This window comes from Aeromonas sp. s9, assembly GCF_040907765.1.
GTDB classification, from domain to species: domain Bacteria; phylum Pseudomonadota; class Gammaproteobacteria; order Enterobacterales; family Aeromonadaceae; genus Aeromonas; species Aeromonas caviae.
The window spans coordinates 1-17,693 of record NZ_JBFOCK010000020.1 but is presented as its reverse complement, the minus strand read 5'-3'; the positions used below and the strand labels follow the sequence as shown (position 1 = coordinate 17,693).

The 17,693-nt window shown below is 61.6% G+C and carries 16 protein-coding genes; 10 read left to right on the top strand and 6 right to left on the bottom strand.

Annotation, left to right across the window (positions count from 1 at the left end):
• Positions 1 to 142: 142 nt before the first annotated feature.
• The 4 genes from AB5Y54_RS04035 (at position 143) to AB5Y54_RS04020 (ending at position 4,903) form a co-directional block, all read left to right on the top strand.
• The gene (locus AB5Y54_RS04035; RefSeq protein ID WP_045523764.1) at positions 143 to 985 is read left to right on the top strand and encodes a lytic transglycosylase domain-containing protein; all 843 of its coding nucleotides are present in this window, start codon (positions 143 to 145) and stop codon (positions 983 to 985) included.
• Between the two features lie 198 nt (positions 986 to 1,183).
• On the top strand, positions 1,184 to 2,851 hold the full coding sequence (ettA, locus tag AB5Y54_RS04030; RefSeq protein ID WP_201984546.1) for an energy-dependent translational throttle protein EttA: 1,668 nt from the start codon (positions 1,184 to 1,186) through the stop codon (positions 2,849 to 2,851).
• 111 nt (positions 2,852 to 2,962) lie between these two features.
• Entirely contained in the window at positions 2,963 to 3,292 is a 330-nt protein-coding gene (locus tag AB5Y54_RS04025; protein ID WP_039040029.1) for a hypothetical protein, read from the top strand.
• Positions 3,293 to 3,547: 255 nt separating this feature from the next.
• The gene (locus AB5Y54_RS04020) at positions 3,548 to 4,903 is read left to right on the top strand and encodes an NCS2 family permease (protein ID WP_201920590.1); all 1,356 of its coding nucleotides are present in this window, start codon (positions 3,548 to 3,550) and stop codon (positions 4,901 to 4,903) included.
• Positions 4,904 to 4,987: 84 nt separating this feature from the next.
• Here the strand turns inward: AB5Y54_RS04020 and djlA are convergent, their stop codons facing one another.
• From djlA to AB5Y54_RS04005, 3 genes are read right to left on the bottom strand one after another with little or no spacing between them, the layout of a single operon-like run.
• Positions 4,988 to 5,812 (bottom strand): co-chaperone DjlA, encoded by an 825-nt coding sequence (gene djlA, locus AB5Y54_RS04015; protein ID WP_201920594.1) that lies wholly within the window; start codon positions 5,810 to 5,812, stop codon positions 4,988 to 4,990.
• Positions 5,813 to 5,831: 19 nt separating this feature from the next.
• Entirely contained in the window at positions 5,832 to 6,500 is a 669-nt protein-coding gene (murU, locus tag AB5Y54_RS04010) for an N-acetylmuramate alpha-1-phosphate uridylyltransferase MurU (protein ID WP_201920598.1), read from the bottom strand.
• A complete protein-coding gene (locus AB5Y54_RS04005; protein ID WP_201920601.1) occupies positions 6,497 to 7,507 on the bottom strand; it encodes an aminoglycoside phosphotransferase family protein in 1,011 nt (336 codons plus the stop codon). The genes murU and AB5Y54_RS04005 overlap by 4 nt, the downstream gene beginning before the upstream one ends.
• 174 nt (positions 7,508 to 7,681) lie before the next feature.
• Here AB5Y54_RS04005 and lptD point away from each other — a divergent pair, with 174 nt between their 5' ends.
• From lptD to AB5Y54_RS03975, 6 genes are read left to right on the top strand one after another with little or no spacing between them, the layout of a single operon-like run.
• Positions 7,682 to 10,114 carry an LPS assembly protein LptD gene (gene lptD / locus AB5Y54_RS04000; RefSeq protein WP_128341981.1) on the top strand — a complete coding sequence of 811 codons (2,433 nt, stop codon included), beginning with the start codon at positions 7,682 to 7,684 and terminating at the stop codon, positions 10,112 to 10,114.
• Positions 10,115 to 10,144: 30 nt separating this feature from the next.
• Positions 10,145 to 11,437 carry a peptidylprolyl isomerase SurA gene (gene surA, locus AB5Y54_RS03995; protein ID WP_010673209.1) on the top strand — a complete coding sequence of 431 codons (1,293 nt, stop codon included), beginning with the start codon at positions 10,145 to 10,147 and terminating at the stop codon, positions 11,435 to 11,437.
• Between the two features lie 50 nt (positions 11,438 to 11,487).
• A complete protein-coding gene (gene pdxA / locus AB5Y54_RS03990) occupies positions 11,488 to 12,483 on the top strand; it encodes a 4-hydroxythreonine-4-phosphate dehydrogenase PdxA (RefSeq protein ID WP_128342040.1) in 996 nt (331 codons plus the stop codon).
• Positions 12,473 to 13,285, top strand: coding sequence for a 16S rRNA (adenine(1518)-N(6)/adenine(1519)-N(6))-dimethyltransferase RsmA (rsmA, locus tag AB5Y54_RS03985; protein WP_010673207.1), 813 nt, complete (start codon positions 12,473 to 12,475; stop codon positions 13,283 to 13,285). Before pdxA ends, rsmA begins: the two co-directional genes overlap by 11 nt.
• Before the next feature lie 4 nt (positions 13,286 to 13,289).
• On the top strand, positions 13,290 to 13,652 hold the full coding sequence (apaG, locus tag AB5Y54_RS03980; protein WP_010673206.1) for a Co2+/Mg2+ efflux protein ApaG: 363 nt from the start codon (positions 13,290 to 13,292) through the stop codon (positions 13,650 to 13,652).
• Between the two features lie 6 nt (positions 13,653 to 13,658).
• A complete protein-coding gene (locus AB5Y54_RS03975; RefSeq protein ID WP_039040022.1) occupies positions 13,659 to 14,480 on the top strand; it encodes a symmetrical bis(5'-nucleosyl)-tetraphosphatase in 822 nt (273 codons plus the stop codon).
• A gap of 126 nt (positions 14,481 to 14,606) precedes the next feature.
• Here the strand turns inward: AB5Y54_RS03975 and AB5Y54_RS03970 are convergent, their stop codons facing one another.
• The 3 genes from AB5Y54_RS03970 to AB5Y54_RS03960 all read right to left on the bottom strand — a co-directional run bounded on the left by AB5Y54_RS03970 (position 14,607) and on the right by AB5Y54_RS03960 (position 17,602).
• On the bottom strand, positions 14,607 to 15,092 hold the full coding sequence (locus AB5Y54_RS03970) for a 2TM domain-containing protein (RefSeq protein ID WP_041211140.1): 486 nt from the start codon (positions 15,090 to 15,092) through the stop codon (positions 14,607 to 14,609).
• Between the two features lie 184 nt (positions 15,093 to 15,276).
• Entirely contained in the window at positions 15,277 to 16,266 is a 990-nt protein-coding gene (locus tag AB5Y54_RS03965) for a luciferase-like monooxygenase (protein WP_010673203.1), read from the bottom strand.
• A gap of 193 nt (positions 16,267 to 16,459) precedes the next feature.
• A complete protein-coding gene (locus AB5Y54_RS03960; protein ID WP_053288703.1) occupies positions 16,460 to 17,602 on the bottom strand; it encodes an IS4 family transposase in 1,143 nt (380 codons plus the stop codon).
• Positions 17,603 to 17,693: the final 91 nt, after the last annotated feature.

Genomic DNA, 17,693 nt, shown 5'->3' with positions numbered 1-17,693 from the left:
CATACCGCCTCTCCCCTGCACCAAAAGTTCCATACCGTTTTCATCTCTGTTGCTCACCCACATAACCAGATGTTCCATCTGCTGGCTGGCGTCCCTCCCCGGATCGGGCCTATATGTTGCGGATACCAAAGACGAGGTTTCCATGAAAAAACGACTCTGGGGCTGGGGACTCCTGATACTGCTGGCCACCACTTCCCACGCAGATCCCTTTCGTCAGGCCCCCAAGGCCATGAGCGCACTGCGCCAGGGCGCCGCCATGGAACAGGGCAATCCGAGGCAGGCCATCGCCCACTACTGCACCGCCGCCAACCTTGGCAACCCGGAAGCCTATTACCGCATCGGCCGCCTGCTGGCCCGCGGCCCCCAGGGGATCCGCAATGCCCGCAGCGCCAACGCCTACCTGGCCATGGCCATGCGCCTTGGCAACCAGCAGGCCGCCCGTTACTACAACGAGCGGGTCGGCAATGCCCCCCTGGGTACCTGCGGCATCGGAGGCGGTGGCGGAGCCCCCTGGGTGCGCCCCAGTACTCCCTTTGATCAGGAGCGCTACTTGGCCAGACAGTCACAGGCCAAGCAAAAGCTGGCCGTCATGATCCGCCAGGCCGCCCAGCGTCACAAAGTGGACCCCCAGCTCGCCCTGGCCATCGCCATCGCCGAATCCAATCTGAACAGCACCGCCGTCTCCTCCAAGCAGGCACAGGGCGTCATGCAGCTCATTCCCGAAACCCAGGCCCGCTTCGGCGTGACCCGGCCGTTCGATGCCCAGCAGAACATCCGTGGTGCCATGATCTACCTGAAGTGGCTGGAGAAGCAGTTCGGTCCGGACTGGGTGAGGATCAGCGCCGCCTACAACGCCGGGGAGCAAGCCGTGCTGCGCCACGGCGGTGTGCCGCCCTATCAGGAAACCCAGGAGTATGTGCAGCGGGTGCTCTACTACTCGGGGCAGGATCCTGACAAACCGGCCCGCCGCAGCTCACCGCGCTGAGCTTGCCCGGTTGCCCCTCTTCCCTCGCGCCTGTCGGCCGTCCCGGCCTGCGGCGCCCGGCTTTGCCGCCCCTCTCCCATTGGTTTACAATCGACGGGTTTTTTGGAACCGGGTTGACGGCCCGTCGACCCGGCCCCACCACGACATCAGTTTGTTAATGCCAAGACATTAAACTGCTGAAAGGAAGAGAATTAGCCAATGGCTCAATTTATTTACACCATGAACAGGGTTGGCAAGGTCGTGCCGCCCAAGCGTCATATTCTCAAGAACATCTCCCTCTCCTTCTTCCCGGGGGCCAAAATAGGCGTGCTGGGTCTGAACGGCGCCGGGAAATCGACCCTGCTGCGCATCATGGCGGGTATCGACACCGAGATCGAAGGGGAAGCCCGTCCGCAGCCCGGCATCAAGATTGGCTACCTGCCCCAGGAGCCGAAGCTGGATCCGGAGCAGACCGTACGCGAAGCGGTCGAAGAGGCGGTCGGCGACGTCAAACGTGCCATGGCGCGCCTCGACGAGGTCTATGCAGCCTACGCCGACCCAGATGCGGATTTTGACAAGCTGGCCCGCGAACAGGGCGAGCTGGAAGCCATCATCGCCGCCCAGGGCGGCCACAACATGGAAAACCAGCTGGAGCGCGCGGCCGACGCCCTGCGCCTGCCGGCCTGGGATGCCCAGATCAAGCACCTCTCCGGGGGTGAGCGCCGCCGGGTGGCGCTGTGCCGCCTGCTGCTGGAAAAACCGGACATGCTGCTGCTGGACGAACCGACCAACCACCTGGATGCAGAATCCGTGGCCTGGCTGGAGCGCTTCCTGCACGACTACGAGGGCACCGTCGTGGCCATCACCCACGACCGCTACTTCCTCGACAACGTGGCGGGCTGGATCCTGGAGCTGGACCGCGGCGAAGGCATCCCCTGGGAGGGCAACTACTCCTCCTGGCTGGAGCAGAAAGATGCCCGTCTGGCCCAGGAGGCGAGTTCCGAAGCTGCCCGTCGCAAGTCCATCGAGAAGGAACTGGAGTGGGTTCGTCAGAACCCGAAAGGCCGTCAGGCCAAATCCAAGGCTCGTATGGCTCGCTTCGAAGAGCTCAACACCAACGACTACCAGAAGCGCAACGAGACCAACGAGCTGTTCATTCCGCCAGGACCGCGCCTGGGCGACAAGGTGGTGGAGGTGGCCAACCTCTGCAAGTCCTATGGCGACCGCCAGCTGATCGACGATCTCTCCTTCTCCATTCCGAAGGGTGCCATCGTTGGCATCATCGGTCCGAACGGTGCCGGTAAATCGACCTTGTTCCGCATGATGTCGGGTCAGGAGCAACCGGATTCCGGTTCCATCACCCTGGGTGACACCGTGGTGCTGGCCTCCGTGGATCAGTTCCGCGACAGCATGAACGACAAGAAGACGGTGTTCGAGGAAGTCGCCGACGGCCAGGACATCCTGCGCATCGGCAACTACGAGTTCCCGAGCCGCGCCTACATCGGCCGCTTCAACTTCAAGGGTGCCGATCAGCAGAAGCGGGTCGGCGAACTCTCCGGTGGTGAACGTGGCCGTCTGCACCTGGCCAAGCTGCTGCAGACCGGCGGCAACGTGCTGCTGCTGGATGAACCGACCAACGATCTGGACATCGAAACCCTGCGCGCCCTCGAGAACGCCCTGCTGGAGTTCCCGGGTTGCGCCATGGTCATCTCCCACGACCGCTGGTTCCTCGACCGCATCGCCACCCACATCCTGGACTACCAGGACGAGGGCAAGATCGAATTCTTTGAAGGCAACTTCACCGAATACGAAGAGTGGAAGAAGAAGACCTACGGTGCCGAGGCTATCCAGCCGCGCCGCGCCAAGTACAAGCGCATTGCCAAGTAAGGCGAGGCAACAGCCGCGCCACCAGGCATGACGTCACAAGGGGAGCCGGGGCTCCCCTTTTTTGCCTCTTCTGACTTACAATCTTCACCTCTACCCCAGCGATAGCGACCCATGACCCAAGCCTCCACCACCAGACTCACCATCCAGATCCGGCTCGAACCCGGCTGTCTGGGGCCGGATGGCAAGCAGCACATCGATACCTTCTGCGCGGCCGCCAACCGGATCCTCGCCGCCATCGAACCCCGACGAGTGCACTGGGTGCTGCTGCCCCGCCATGACAAGCAACTGGCCGAGCAGGCCTACTTCCTCGATGGCCGTCCCTTGAGCGAAACCCAGGCCACCCTGCTGCTACAACGCATGGGGTTGGCCCTCGATCCCTTGCTGGAGCAGAGCGATGCCGTGCTGAGCCAGCTTATCGAACGCTACCAGAAAAACCGTTGACCCCGATGTGGAAACGGGGCTCTATTGGTCCCCTTTCTCCTGCCTCTGAGGGAAAACGTTTGAATTTTTACTCTATTCATTGATCCGCCTCGCACATCCGGGGTTTGTAAACCTGGCCGCCTGTGTGAAAATGTGCGCGCTGTCACGGTATCAGGACGAGTCTGGTCACTTCACCGCCAGAATCAGGGTCCGTCGCCCCGCATGGATGGGCCGGGCCCCCTGCTGCCTATTTCACGTCACCCATTGGAATCCAACATGAATCAACCACATCACGCTACCGGGCAGACCGCCAGCCCGGCTGCCGGGCAGGGATTGCTCGAGCGCCTGTTTGCCCTGCGCGGTCATGGCACCACGGCCCGCACCGAGGTGATCGCCGGCATCACCACCTTCCTGACCATGGTCTACATCGTCTTCGTCAACCCGCAGATCCTCTCTGCGGCAGGCATGGACACCCAGGCCGTGTTCGTTACCACCTGCCTCATCGCCGGTGTCGGCAGCATCCTGATGGGTCTGCTGGCGAACCTACCCATCGCCCTGGCTCCCGCCATGGGCCTCAACGCCTTCTTCGCCTTCGTGGTGGTGGCCGGCATGGGCTACTCCTGGCAAGTGGGCATGGGCACCATCTTCTGGGGTGCGCTGGGCCTGCTGATCCTGACCCTGCTGCGGGTACGCTACTGGCTCATCGCCAACATTCCCCTGACACTGCGGGTCGGCATCACCGCCGGCATCGGTCTGCTCATCGCCCTGCTCGGCCTGCACAATGCCGGCATCGTGGTCGCGAGCCCCGCCACCATGGTGACCGTGGGCAACCTCACCTCCCTGCCCTGCCTGCTGGGGATGCTCGGCTTCTTCCTCATCTGCATCTTCTCCGCCCGCGGCGTCCACTCAGCCGTGCTCATCGCCATCGTGGTGACCACCACCCTGGGCTGGCTGTTCGGCGACGTCACCTTCAAGGGCTTCGTCTCCGTGCCGCCGAGCATTGCACCGGTCTTCGGCCAGCTGGACCTGATGGGATCGCTGGACATCAGCCTCGCCGGGATCATCTTCTCCTTCATGCTGGTCAACCTGTTCGACTCTTCCGGCACCCTGATCGGCGTGACCAACCGCGCCAAGCTGGCCGATGACAAGGGGCACTTCCCGCGCATGAAGCAGGCCCTGGTGGTGGACAGCGTCAGCTCCGTAGGCGGCGCCTTCATGGGGACCTCGTCCGTGACGGCCTACATCGAGAGCAGCTCCGGCGTCGCCGTCGGCGGTCGCACCGGCCTGACCGCCATCGTGGTGGGCATCCTGTTCCTGCTGGCCATCTTCTTCTCTCCGGTCGCCGCCATGGTACCGGCGTATGCCGCAGCGGGGGCTCTCATCTACGTGGGCGTGCTGATGTGCTCCGAGCTGACCCGGGTAAAGTGGGAAGACCTGACCGAAGCGGTGCCGGCCTTCATGACCGCGGTGATGATGCCGTTCAGCTTCTCCATCACCGAGGGGATCGCCGTGGGCTTCATCTCCTATTGCGTGATGAAGGCGGGCACCGGCCGCTGGCGCGAGATCAACCCCTGCGTGCTGGTGGTAGCCCTGCTCTTCGTCCTCAAGTTTGTCTGGGTCGATGCCCACTGATTTTTCTTCCATGAAAAGAAAACCAGACTCTGAAAACAAAAATGCCCGTCATCGACGGGCATTTTTTTATGGCGGGCTCAGGGCTCAGCGAATACCGCGGGCCTCACGGATCCACTCCCAGGCCTGCTGGATCTCCTGGGTCTTCTCCTTGGCCATCTCCATCATCTCGGGGGGCAATCCCTTGGCGGCCAGCTTGTCAGGGTGATGCTTGCTCATCTCCTTGCGATAGGCACGCTTGATCTCCTGATCGCTGTCGCTCTCATTCACCCCGAGCAACTGATAGGCATCTTTGAGGCGATCCCGGGAGGGGGGCTCCTGACGGTATTGCTGCCCCTGGCCACCGCCCTGCTGTTGCTGGCGGTGGAAGAAATTCATCTGCGCCTCGGCCATGGCCAGAATGCGGGCCAGCTCGATGCGACTGAACCCCAGCTCGTCGGCGATGGTTTGCAGGATGGCCCGCTCGTTCGCCTCCACCTGACCGTCGGCGAAGGCGGCCTGCAGCTGGACCTCGAGGAAGAAGCGCAGGATGTCGCGCTGCCCCAGGCTCGCCTGGCGAAACTCCGCCAGGGTCTCGCGCAGGGGGAAGTCACTCTCCTTGCCAAGGCGGAACGACTCCTGAGCCCGTACCCGCTGCTCTCCGGCCAGACGCATCCTGTCCATCAGGTTGGACGCGACCCGTATTTCGTGCTCGGTGACCTGGCCGCTCGCCTTGGCGATGTGGCCCATGACGGCGAAGGTGGCATGGAAGAAGACGGCCTGTTGCTGCTGGCTGGGTGCCCGCTGGAAGGCCCCGCGGATCCCCATGCCCCGATCGAAGCGATGGCCGATCCACAGGCCCAGCAGGGCACCGAAGATGTTGCCGAGCAGAAAACCGAAGAAGGTGCCAAGCACCTTGCCCCAAATACGCATGGTTCAAGACCTCGTGATGTTAATGGGTGCCGGCGAGCAGTTTCTCGTCCAGCTCGCGCAGCCGATCGACGGTGCCGATGTCGCGCCACTCGCCTGCCAGCAGGCTGCCACCCACCCGTCCCTGCGCCATCCAGTAGCGCAGCAGGGGGGCCAGCTTGCGCGCCCCGCAGGGCAAGCCAGCAAAGGCAGCGGGGTGATAGAGACCGACGCCGCTGAAGGTGAGGGCCGGGGTGTCCAGCACCCGACCCGCTTGCAGGGAGAAGTCCCCTTGCGGATGCTGGGGAGGGTTGGGTACCAGCCAGAGGTGGGCGAGATCCTCCCCAAGCGGCTGGCTCACCAGAGCGCGATAATCCAGGTCGAGCCAGGTATCGCCGTTGATCACCAGAAAGGGTTCGCTGCCCAGCAGGGGCAGCGCCTGCACGATGCCGCCGGCAGTCTCGAGCGCGCTCTCTTCGGCCGACCAGTGGATGGATACCCCGAGCGCACTGCCATCGCCGAGGGCCGCCACCAGCTTGTGTCCGAGCCAGGCGTGGTTGATCACAAGCTGGGTCACCCCGGCAGCAGCCAGCTTCTCGATGTGGTGCACGATGAGCGGCTTGCCCCCCGCCGCCAGCAGCGGCTTGGGCAGCAGATCGGTGAGCGGGCGCATCCGCTCCCCCCGCCCCGCGGCCAGGATCATCGCCTTCATGGTGTCACCCCGGTGCGCGCCAATCCGGGCAGCACCACCTGCTCCAGCCACTGGCCGAAGCGAGCCAGCACCGGATAGGCGGTGCCATGGCTGCGACAGACATCGACCACGTAGCCCAGGGTACGAGGAATGTCCTTGAGGTAGCCGGCCTTGCCATCGCGGTGATAGAGGCGGGTGAAGAGACCCGCCGCCTTGAGATGGCGCTGCATGCCGGTGAGATCTGCTGCGCGACGAAACACGGCATAGTCCAGATTGCCGAGCAGGCCGGCCTCTTGCAGGGTGTCGAAGCCAAGTCGCATGCCCTGCTCGATCACCGCGTCCGGCCAGCGCACGTAGCAGTCTTTCAGCAGGGAAACTAGGTCATAGCTCAGCGGCCCGATGACCATGTCCTGGAAGTCGATAAGGGCGAGGTCGCTCTCCTTCGGATTCGTCCCGCCGCACACCATCAGGTTGCGGCTGTGGAAGTCCCGGTGCATCACTCCTTGTGGCTGGGCCAGGTTGCTCGCCGTGAGGCAGGCGAAGGTCTCCGCCAGCAACTGCTGCTCTTCATCACTCAGGGCCAATTGCAAGTGATGTCCCAGCAACCACTCGGGGAAGATGGCATTTTCGCGGGCCATGAAGGCCTCATCGAAGGGCTCGAGCTCTAGCGCCACGGCGCCGAGCCCTGGCAGCAGGGCGATGGCCTTGCCATACCAGGCCAGTACGCTCTCTTCGTTCAGGCAGCCGATAAGCTGGGTATCCCCCAGATCCGTCACCGCCAGCAATCCCTGCTCGTAGTCGACCCCCTTTACCTCGGGGGCCAGCAGCCCCGCATCGTGCAGGGCGGCCGCATTGCGAACGAATTCATGATTTTTTTCGGTTTTCGGATTAGCATCCACCCACACCAGACCGCCGCCCCGGAAGTAGCGGCGGAAACTGGCGTCACCGGAAATAAGCGTCAACGAGAGGTTGGCGTCACCGGAAATCCGGCGAGCCCATTGCAAAAGCAGGGAAGCGCGATCGTGCATGAGTCGGGAACCAAATTGGAAAGCAGCACTTGGCTGTTAGCCCTGGCCGCAATAATGCTTTATCATTGCCGGCTAACATAAAGCAATGACATGCAATGTCAACTCGATGGATCCTGACATAAAATGCATGCCCTGAATCCACCGTTTTTACTACGGATTGCGCGAGCCTTTCACATGACAAAATGGACACTGGGATACTCCTGTCCCATCGCCCTGACCATCAGCCTTGTTCCTGCCCTGAGCCCGCTCATGGCCCAGGCAGCGCCACTCAATGCGCCACCCGCTACCGGGATCCTCGACAGCCTCTGCTATGATTATGTTCCCAAGATAGAGAAGCCCAGTGCGGACCAGGACGCCAATGCCCAGCCCGTCGAGGTGGATGCCGATCGCCTGGAGGCCAAGCAGGGCGGTACCGCCGTCTACGAGGGTGACGTCAAGGTGCGCCAGGGCGTGCGCAAGTTCGACTCCGACTATGCCCAGCTCGACCAGAAGAGCCGGGATGTCATCGCCATCGGCAACATCTATTACAACGATGGCCAGATCACGGTCACCAGCGACAAGACCCTGAAATCCAACCTGGACACCAAGAACTCCGAGCTGGAAGAGGGCAAATATCAGGTCCATGGCTCACCGGTGCGCGGCTTCGCCGAAAAGGTGACCATGACCAACAACAACCAGAACATCACTCTGGAAGGGGCCCAGTACACCACCTGCCCACCGGGCCAGGAGGCCTGGACCCTGAAGGCCGGCAGCATCGACATCGATCAGTCCGAGGTATTCGGGGAGGCCTGGAACGCCAGCCTCTGGCTCTATGACTATCCGGTCTTCTACTTCCCCTATATCAACTTCCCCATCAAGGATGAGCGCAAGACCGGTCTGCTCTACCCGGGCTATACCCAAAGCTCCAAGAACGGCATGGACATCACCCAGCCGTTCTACTGGAACATCGCCCCCAACTACGATGCCACCATCACCTCCCGCTTCATGGACAGACGGGGCCTGATGGAACAGGTCGAGTTCCGCTACATGCCGGACCCGGCCCACGTGGGGAACCTCTACTTCGAGAACCTGGCAGACGACAAGCAGTACGACGAGACGGCCAGCCTCAATCAGCATCTCTCTGATGGTCACCGTTACCTGCTCAGTGCCCGCCACACCTCCATGTTCATGGACAACGCCATGCGGGTGTCGGTGGACTACACCAAGGTACGGGACCAGGACTACAACTACTTCAACGACTTCACCCCCAAGGTGGGGACCCAGGTCGACAACCAGTTGCAGCAATCCCTGAAGGCGGGTTACTACCAGCAGAACTGGAACCTCGATGCCGAGGTACGGACCTACCAGATCCTGCTGGCCAGCGCCCAGCAGCCCCACGAGCTGATGCCGCGCATCAACCACAACTACTACCAGCAGGGAAGCTGGTACGATCTGGCCTGGAATACCGAACTGACCAACTTCGGCTACAACAACGATCAGGCCATCGAGCAGAACAAGGGTGAAGCCTACACCGGCACCCGGGTCTACACGGCCCCCACCCTGACCATCCCCCTCGTTGACGAGGCGGGTTACTTCCTCGACAGCCAGTACAAGCTGATGTACACCCGTTACGACCAGACGGTGCCTGACCAGATGAGCAGCACCTTCACCAATCGTTTCACCCCGAGAGAGGGCGGCGACGTCACCCTGGAAGAGGGGACCATCACCCGGGTACTGCCCTCGTTCCGTCTCAAGGGTGGCATGACCTTCGAGCGGGATCAGCAGTGGTTTGGCGAGGGAGCCAACCAGACCCTGGAGCCTGAATTCCAGTACCTCTATGTGCCCTATAAAGATCAGGACAACATCGGCGTCTATGACTCCACCACCATGCGCCAGGACTACTACAGCCTCTTCAGCGATCGCCGCTTCGCCGGTCTGGACCGCATCAGCGACTCCAACCGGCTCTCCTTGGGGGTCACCACCCGCATTTATGATCCGGCCGGGGATGAACGAATCCGGTTGGCCGTTGCCCAAGCCTTCGACTTCGTGGCGCCCAGGGTCAAGCTTTACAGCAGCGATGAGCTGAGTACCAATACCCGCTCCCCGCTGTCGTTCGAGGGTGACGCCAAGATCAACGAGCAGTGGTATGCCCATGCGGGGGCACAATATGATATGGAACAGCGCCAGATAAGCTCTGCCAACAGCGCCCTGGAGTACCGTCACGAGAAGTTGATCAGTCAGTTGAACCACCGCTTCGTGCGGGATGCCAACTACGACCTCGACCACAAGGGGCAGGTGACGGATCTCAACCAGATCGGCCTGCTGCTGACCACCCCGCTGGACGATCGCTGGCACCTTTATGGCGGCTACTATCAGGAGCTCAATCAGAACGTCAAAGTGGACCGCAAGGTGGGTCTGAAATACGACTCCTGCTGCTGGAGCATCAACTTCAACCTGGAATGGGTCAACACGCCAGACAACGTGAACCTGACCCCGACGTCCGAGCGCAGCCTCGGCATTCAATTTGAAATGAAAGGATTGGGTAGCGTGGGTACCGGCTCCAAGGGCACTTCCCTGGACACCGAAGCACTGCCTTACATTCGTCCGTTTAACCTGCGAGACCAGTAATCGGTCTGGCAAACGCCTTGAGAGATGGATATGAAGAAGACGTTGATTTCCCTGCTGACCGCAGGCCTGTTCGGAGTCATGAGCCAGGGTGCCCTCGCCGCCCCCGAGCTGATGGACAAGGTGCTTGCCGTGGTCAACAAGGATGTGGTGCTGGCCAGTCAGCAGGAGGCCCTGGTGCAAAAGGTCAAGGCCTCCGCCCAGGAGAGCGGCCAGTCCCTGCCCGATGACGTCACCCTGCGCAAGCAGGCGCTGGATCGCCTGATCCAGGAGAGCCTGCAACTGCAACTGGCGGAGCGCCAGGGGCTCAAGATCAGTGACACCCAGCTGGAACAGGCCATTCAGAGCATCGCCGCCGACAACAAGATGAACCTGGAGCAACTGCGCGCCCAACTGGAGCGGGAAGGCCTGACCTACGCCCAGTACCGTGAGGAGGTACGCCGCGAGATCCTGATGAACGAGGTGCGCCGCAGCCAGGTCCGCCGTCGCATCAACATCTCCGATCAGGAGGTCAAGCAGGTGGTCGAGGCCCTGAGCAAACAGGGCCAGCAACAGACGTCATATCATATCGGCCATATCCAGGTCGCGCTGCCGGACAACCCGAATGCCGAGCAGCTCAACGCTGCCAAAGCCAAGATCGAACGCATTCTGGCTTCCCTGAAAGAGGGGGCCGACTTCCGCAAGCTGGCCATTGCCGAGAGTAACGGTCCCAAGGCGCTGGAAGGGGGTGACTGGGGCTGGTTGAGCCCGCAGGAGATGCCCACCCTGATGGCGGAAGCCGTACAAGGGGCCGGCAAGGGTGACATCGTCGGCCCGCTGCGCTCCGGCGCCGGTCTGCACATCATCAAGATCTTCGACACCAAGGGTCAGCAACAGGTCATGCAGACCGAGGTCAAGGCGCGCCACATCCTGATCAAGCCCTCCATCATCCTGAGCGAGGAGAAGGCCAAGGGCACCCTGGACGGCATCCTGCACGACATCAAGAGCGGCAAGGCCAGCTTTGCCAGCATGGCAGAGAAATACTCCGAGGATCCGGGCTCTGCGGTGCAGGGTGGCGAGCTGGGCTGGTCTGATCCCAACGTCTATGTGCCAGAATTCCGCGACATGCTGGGGCGCCTGCAACCGGGCCAGATCAGCGAACCCTTCCGCACCAGCCACGGCTGGCACATCGTGCAGCTCGAGGATCGCCGCAGCCAGGACGCCACCGGCAAGGCCCAGGAGCAACGCGCCTACCAGCTCATCTTCAACCGCCGCTTCGCCGAAGAGTCCCAGGCCTGGCTGGATGAGCTGCGCGACGAAGCCTACATCCAGATCGAACCCAATTGATGGGCGACAAGCAGATGAACAAGGCGCATCCAGGGCACGCCGAGGCACAGCTGAGCTGCCACCGGCTTGCCATCACCCCGGGTGAACCGGCTGGCATAGGCCCGGATCTGGTCCTGCAGATTGCCCAGCGGGCCTGGCCCCATCAGCTGGTGGTGATCGCCGATCCCGCCCTGTTGCGCGAACGGGCCGCCCTGCTGGGGCTGTCCGTCGAGCTTGAACCCTATGACGAAAGCGCCCCCACCCGTCCGCAGCGGGCGGGGACTCTGACCGTCTGCCCCGTGCCGCTCGGCGCCCCCGTGGTGCCAGGCAAGCTGGATGAGGGCAACGGCGCCTATGTGCTGGCTACCTTGCAGCGCGCCTGCGACGGCAACCTGAGCGGCGAATTTGCCGCCGTGGTGACCGGGCCGGTGCACAAGGGGATCATCAACCAGGCGGGCGTCTCGTTCAGCGGTCACACCGAGTTCTTCGCCCAGCAGTCCGACACCGCCGATGTGGTGATGCTGCTGGCCACCGAAGGGCTGAGAGTGGCCCTCGCGACCACCCATATTCCCCTTGCCTATGTGGCCAAGGCCATCACCGAGGATCGCCTTGGCAAGGTGATCCGCATCCTGGATGCGGATCTCAAGCGCAAATTCGGCATCAAACAGCCCCGGATCTATGTCTGCGGCCTCAATCCCCATGCCGGGGAAGGGGGTCATCTGGGCCGTGAAGAGATCGATGTCATCGAACCCGCCCTGGTCGCCCTGCGCCAGGAAGGGATCGATCTGGTCGGCCCGCTGCCGGCCGATACCCTGTTCCAGGACAAATACCTCAAGGATGCGGATGCGGTACTCGCCATGTACCACGATCAGGGGCTGCCCGTGCTCAAGTACAAAGGCTTTGGCAACTCGGTCAACATCACCCTCGGACTTCCCTTCATCCGTACCTCGGTGGACCACGGCACCGCGCTGGATCTGGCAGGCAAGAACCTGGCAGACCCCGGCAGCCTCACCACCGCGATCAACCACGCCATCCAGATGGTAGAGAAAAAAAGATATGAGCAGTAAGGTGCACATGGGCCACACGGCCCGTAAGCGTTTCGGTCAGAACTTCTTGCACGACCGGTATGTGATCGACCAGATAGTGGCCGCCATCAACCCGCAACCGGGTCAGAATCTGGTGGAGATTGGCCCGGGTCTGGCAGCGCTCACCGAGCCGGTCGCCGCCCAGATGGACAAGATGACCGTGGTCGAGCTGGACCGGGATCTGGCGGCACGTCTGCGCGAACACCCGACCCTGAAAGAGAAGCTGACCGTCATCGAAGCCGATGCCATGCGCTTTGACTTCAGCACCCTGATGGGGGAAGGCAAGGGGCCGCTGCGCATCTTCGGCAACCTGCCCTACAACATCTCCACCCCGCTCATCTTCCACCTGTGCGAATTTGCCGACCGGGTGGAGGACATGCACTTCATGCTGCAAAAGGAAGTGGTGTTGCGTCTGGCCGCCGGCCCGGGCAGCAAGGCCTATGGCCGTCTGAGCGTGATGACCCAGTACTACTGTCAGGTAGTGCCGGTGCTGGAAGTGGGCCCGGGCGCCTTCAAGCCGGCGCCGAAGGTGGATTCCGCCGTGGTGCGTCTGATCCCGCACAAGAACCCGACTATCGTCGCGAAAGACATTCGTTGCCTGAACCGGGTCTGCACCGAAGGCTTCGGCCAGCGTCGCAAGACCATTCGCAACAGCTTCTCCAACTTCATCACCGACGCCCAGCTGACCGAGCTTGGCATCGATGGCAACCTGCGCCCGGAGAATCTCTCCCTCGAGCAGTTCGTCACGATCGCCAACTGGCTGGCCGACCAGCAACAGGCCTGATCCCATGACCCAAGCCCGGATAGTGGTCCGCCCCCACCCAAGCTATGTGGCGGGAACCGCAGATCCCTACCATTTTCTCTATCGCATCGAGATTGAGAACCTGGGTCCGGGCACGGTGCAACTGCTGCATCGACGCTGGCTCATTACGGATGCCAATGGCAAGATGCTGGAAGTGGAAGGTCCCGGCGTGGTCGGTGAACAACCCCTGATCGCCCCCGGCGAGACCTTTTCCTACCAGAGTGGCGTTCCCCTCGCCACACCGCTTGGCGTGATGGAAGGCAGCTACATCCTGCAGGATGAATCGGGGCAACAATTCGAAGCCCCCATCGCCCCCTTCACGCTGGCCGTCCCCAACATAATCAACTGAGGTTTCATGGCGAACTGTTTCGTCGGTGATATTCAGGGCTGCTACGACGATTTGCGCCGTCTGCTGGATCTTGCCGAGTTCGACTTCGATAACGACACGCTCTGGCTGTGCGGCGATCTCGTCGCCCGGGGGCCGGACTCCCTCAACACCCTGCGTTTCGTCAAATCACTGGGGCAGCAGGCCGTCACCGTGCTCGGCAACCACGACCTGCACCTGCTGGCGGTGGCCCACGGGGTCGCCCCGCTCAAGAAGAAAGACAAGCTGCAGGCGCTGATGGAGGCGCCGGATCGGGACGAGCTGCTGGAGTGGCTGCGTCACCGTCCCCTGCTGGCAGAACACCCCGACCTGCCCATCATGATGGTGCATGCGGGCCTCTCCCCCGCCTGGGACGCCCACACCGCCCGCAGTTGTGCCCGGGAGGTGGAGAGCCTGCTGCGCGGGGATCAGTACAGCTGGCTGCTGCACAACATGTATGGCGATCAGCCCGACAGCTGGAACGACAACCTGCTGGGCATAGAACGTTACCGCTACATCATCAACAGCTTCACCCGGATGCGCTTTTGCTACTTCGACGGGCGCCTCGACTTCAAATGCAAGAAGGGCCCCACCGAATCGACCCCGGGCCTGCGCCCCTGGTTCGAGCAGCGCGAGCACCATGTGGATGACCCCATCCTGGTCTTCGGCCACTGGGCGGCCCTGATGGGCAACACCGGCAAATCCGATATCAAGGGACTCGACACCGGGTGCGTCTGGGGCAACAGCCTCACCCTGTGGCGCTACGAGGACGACGCCCTGATCGCCACCCCCTGCCCGGCCTATGCCAAGTAGAGCGGCTCTCTGCGGAACAAGGGAATGATCCGCCGTTGAGAGGAGAGCAATGCCCTCTCCTGCGAAATGGAGCTGAAAACAGAACGGGCCCGGCAATGCCGGGCCCGTTTTTTCATGATGAGCGGATCAGAGCCTGCGCCCCAGCCGTTTCTCGACCTGGCGCCGCTCCCATTCCGGGCCAAACAGCTTGAAGGGCTGAAACAGGTTGATGGCGTGGGAAGCCAGCCCCAGCCCCCATCCCAGCATGGGCCACCAGGCCCAGATATAGTCCGGGTTGCTCAGGTAGTTGATGACAAACAGCCCCCCTATCACCAGCACATAGCTCATGAGGTGGCCATAGAAGCCCCTGAGCCCCTCCACGAACTTCATCGCCTCCCGCTCATCCCGCGCCACCTGCACGCGTCCCCGATCTTCGCCCTCATTCCCTTTCATCTCGCTCTCCTGCAGTTGGGTCACATCGAGCTCGAAGACGGCGGCCAGGGCCTTGAGGGATTCCAGTCCGGGTTGTTGTCCCTGCTCTATTCGCTGAATGGTGCGAACGCTCAGGCCAGTGAGGGTCGCCAGCTGTTCCTGGGACCATCCCCGTTGCAATCTCAACTTCCTGACGATCATCTTGCGCTCCTTGTGGTGATTGACAGGGCCAGCATAGGGAAAGGGGATGAGAGGCGACACGACAGATGGCCGACACTCACCTGACTTCCTTTAAAAATCAAAATCTTACTACCACGCAATCGTGGCTCTTGCTCCCCGAGCAGCCAGGCTTGGCGTGCCGCTGGCGGCCAGGCGTCACGGGGGGTTACAACCCCTGCATCAGCTCGGCACCAATCTCGAAGGAGCGCAGGCGCGCCTGATGATCGACGATGGGGCCGTTGAACATCAGCTCGTCCGCTCCAGTCTCTGCCAGCAGAGCCTTGAGGCCGTGGCGTACCCGATCCGGCTCCCCCACCAGGGAGCGAGCCAGGGTCTGCTCCATCGCCATCAATTCGCGGGGAGACCACTCATCCCCCAGCGTCTGCACCGGCAGTGGCAGCTTGCCGGCATCCCCCCGGTAAAGACGCAGGAACTGCTGCTGCAGGGTGGTGAACAGGAAGCGGGCCTCACGATCGGTGTCGGCGGCGATCAGATTGACGCACACCACCGCATGGGGTTTGGGCCAGCGGGCAGAGGGACGGTATTGGGTACGGTAGATCTCCAGCGCCTGCAGCAACATGGCGGGAGCGAAGTGGGAAGCAAAGCCGAACGGCAACCCCATGGCCGCTGCCAGTTGGGCACTGTAGAGGCTGGATCCCAGCAGCCAGATGGGCACATGGAGTCCCTGACCCGGCACCGCCTGCACGGCGCCGACCTCGTCGCCAAAATAACTCATCAGTTCGCGCACATCCGCCGGGAAGTCATCCACCTCGCCGCTGCGCTGGCGGCGCAGCGCCTGCATGGTGCGCTGATCGCTGCCAGGGGCGCGGCCCAGGCCGAGATCGATGCGATCCGGATAGAGGGAACTCAGCGTACCGAACTGCTCCGCAATGACCAGGGGGGAGTGGTTCGGCAACATGATGCCGCCAGCCCCGAGCCGCAACGTCGTGGTGCCCCCGGCCAGGTGGCCAATCAACACCGCTGTGGCGGCGCTGGCAATGCCCGGCATGTTGTGGTGCTCCGCCAGCCAGTAGCGATGGTAACCCCAGCGCTCCGCATGGCGAGCCAGATCCAGCGAGTGGCGAAACGACTCGGCCGGCAGACCACCTTCGGGAACGGGCACCAGATCCAGCACGGAATAGGGGACGACAGACATGGGACACTCCATTGGTTCACAGGGCGTTTATCAGGGGAGCAATGTAGCACGAGATATCTGAACGAATCATCTCACCACAGGGCAAGGGCGCAGCGCGAAGGCTGGCTGTTGATTTGGGGCTGAAGAGCGCAAGATCGAGTCCTAGGCTTTTTGTCATCCAGCAAGCCTCAGAGATCCCCTCATTTTTAGAGACTCAAATAATTCCAAGTGTGCGGGTATATAAGCGGTGTTGCTTCAGGTAGTAGATAAATTTACCCATCAACAAGACCGCATTGGCTTCTTTCATTTTAGGCAGCAACTGGTAATAAATGACCCCTTGCCGAAAGAACGAATAGGTTCGGCTCTTGCTGGTATTGACCTTGATCGTTCTCTCTAGACCGACACTGTCTCCAGCCTTACCCAGCAGCGTCAGCAAGACGATGGCCAAGGCACTGAACAAAAACAGTCGGTCACGCCGGACCGGATTACTGATGTGCACATCTCCCATACCCATGCCGAATTTGTAATCTTTGATATCCCGAAAACTGGTCTCGATACCCCAGCGCTGGCCGTATAGTTGCAACGCCTTGGCGGCACTCAGATCGGTCCGGTTACTGGCCAGAAACCACGCGTCTTTCATGCCACTCTTGTGACAACAATAGACCCGCTCGACAGGCTGTCGTTGCCCAGTGAGCTCCACCTCCTTGAGGGTTCGGGTGCGCCCGGTCGGCGTTAGCCAGTCGCGGGCGGGAACCTGCTCTCCACCAGAGTAACCAACCAAAATATTTCCTTTAAATCTAATGATATAGGCAAAGCCTAGCTCTTGTTCCAGGCGCTCGAACAGCTCCATGTAACCAAACCCACGGTCAGCGACTACCGTCACGAAGATACCTTCTGGCAGGGTCTGCTTGAGTTTGGTGAGCAGCTCTTTCTCATGGGCATTGCGTTGCCCTTTGAGCAACGATTTTCGATGGGTTTTCCACAGCAGCGGAGTACTGCGGCCATGGTTGGTTTGCAGGCTGATAACCAAGGTGCTGTGATCATCGGCATCGAATTCGGTCCAGTCCATGGATACCACGATCTCGGTGCGTTCACCGACCACATAGGGAACCCAATCGTCAAAGAGGCTCCAGACGTTGAGCTTGGTGTTAGTGAGCAGGCGGTCCACCTGTTTCACCGCATGTTTGCGCTCGAGACCATTGGCCAAGGAGAGACCATTCCCGATGGCGTGGATGGCCAGCGAACCGGATTCGATAACCCCGAGGGTTGCATTGGCCAGGGAAAGAACACGCTTGGCATGCATGTCCTGTCCAAATATCTCGTTGATGTGGTTGAGGATTAGATCGTGGTTAAACATGGCGATTATCTGTCGGGTATTAGCTGGTCAAGGATGGCGATCATACCTCAGAAGCCGCGCCACGCCTCGCTCATACGAGGGGATGGTTAAG